General features: G+C 43.9%; 1 pseudogene. It reads right to left on the bottom strand.

The window, feature by feature from the left end:
* Window positions 1-293 precede the first annotated feature (293 nt).
* Window positions 294-1,028 (bottom strand): annotated as a pseudogene (locus BUA75_RS15435) (hypothetical protein); the annotation flags it as partial.

Genomic DNA, 1,028 nt, shown 5'->3' with positions numbered 1-1,028 from the left:
AGCGGTTGGAACAGGTGAGTTTGTTGTTGGCGGAACAGGCCAAGGTTATCCAGGACGAACTGCTTGGCTATGCCCTCTACTGGGGACGTGGACGGCGGGATTGATATTCAAAGTCAGAATAAAAATCTCATCAAATAGAGTGAAAAATGGAGCAAGTCCTACCTCTAATGTCCCCGGCTCGGGTTTGGTATATCTAATCGGAGTGCATAATCTAGCACAATACGACTACATCTACTCATAAGCATTAAGAGGGTCTGCTTTACCCCAGGGCAGACTCTCTCCTATGAATGTCATTATTGATTTGCCCCCAAATAGACCATCGAACTTGCCATTTTTTCAATCTGAGTTTGTGACACGGATTTCAAGTTTGAACTGATGGTGATGTGGGTCTTACCAATCCAAGTCATAAAGTAGTCACTGAGTTTATTTGTTTCAGTTGGTACTCCTTGATTGGGCACGTACCAAGTACCCATCGCTCCGTTAGAAAGTTTAACTGAATTAGTTTTGTGAATAGCCAACAGAGAAGGTTGTTGACCGCCGATTCTTACTTTGAATCCGCTAAAATACAGAGTCACGCATGCCCCAAATACTGCACTCGCACCAAAATCGGCATTCAGAAATAGCTGTCCTTGCGGAATTTGTTGGGGGACATATATCTTTATCTCTCCATCTGCAAACGTCATTTGGCTTGGGTTTCCTCTAAGTTTAATGATGGCCGTTTTAATCGTTTGGATTTGAGCCTGAGTTAAATTCAGATGTACCATCCCTGATGTTGAAGAAGACGCCTGAGAACTTGGTTTTGTATTGTTACTGACTGTCGAGTTATTGTTGAATTGATGAGTACTAGTCGATGTGCTGTTTGCCGTTTTACTTGCAACGCTATTCGATGGTGTTGATGTATGTGTAACATTCGATGCGGGGCTATTGGTCACATTCTTCGTTGGAGTCGAACCTGAACTCACTCCACCACCTGTCCCACATCCTGTTAGGAGCCCGACTATTGTCAATGCAATCCCTGCTGTAGTCCA

This window comes from Alicyclobacillus tolerans (assembly GCF_900142255.1).
GTDB classification, from domain to species: Bacteria; Bacillota; Bacilli; order Alicyclobacillales; family Alicyclobacillaceae; genus Alicyclobacillus_I; species Alicyclobacillus_I tolerans.
The sequence above is the reverse complement of the archived record's forward strand: the minus strand, read 5'-3'. Positions and strand labels throughout refer to the sequence as shown.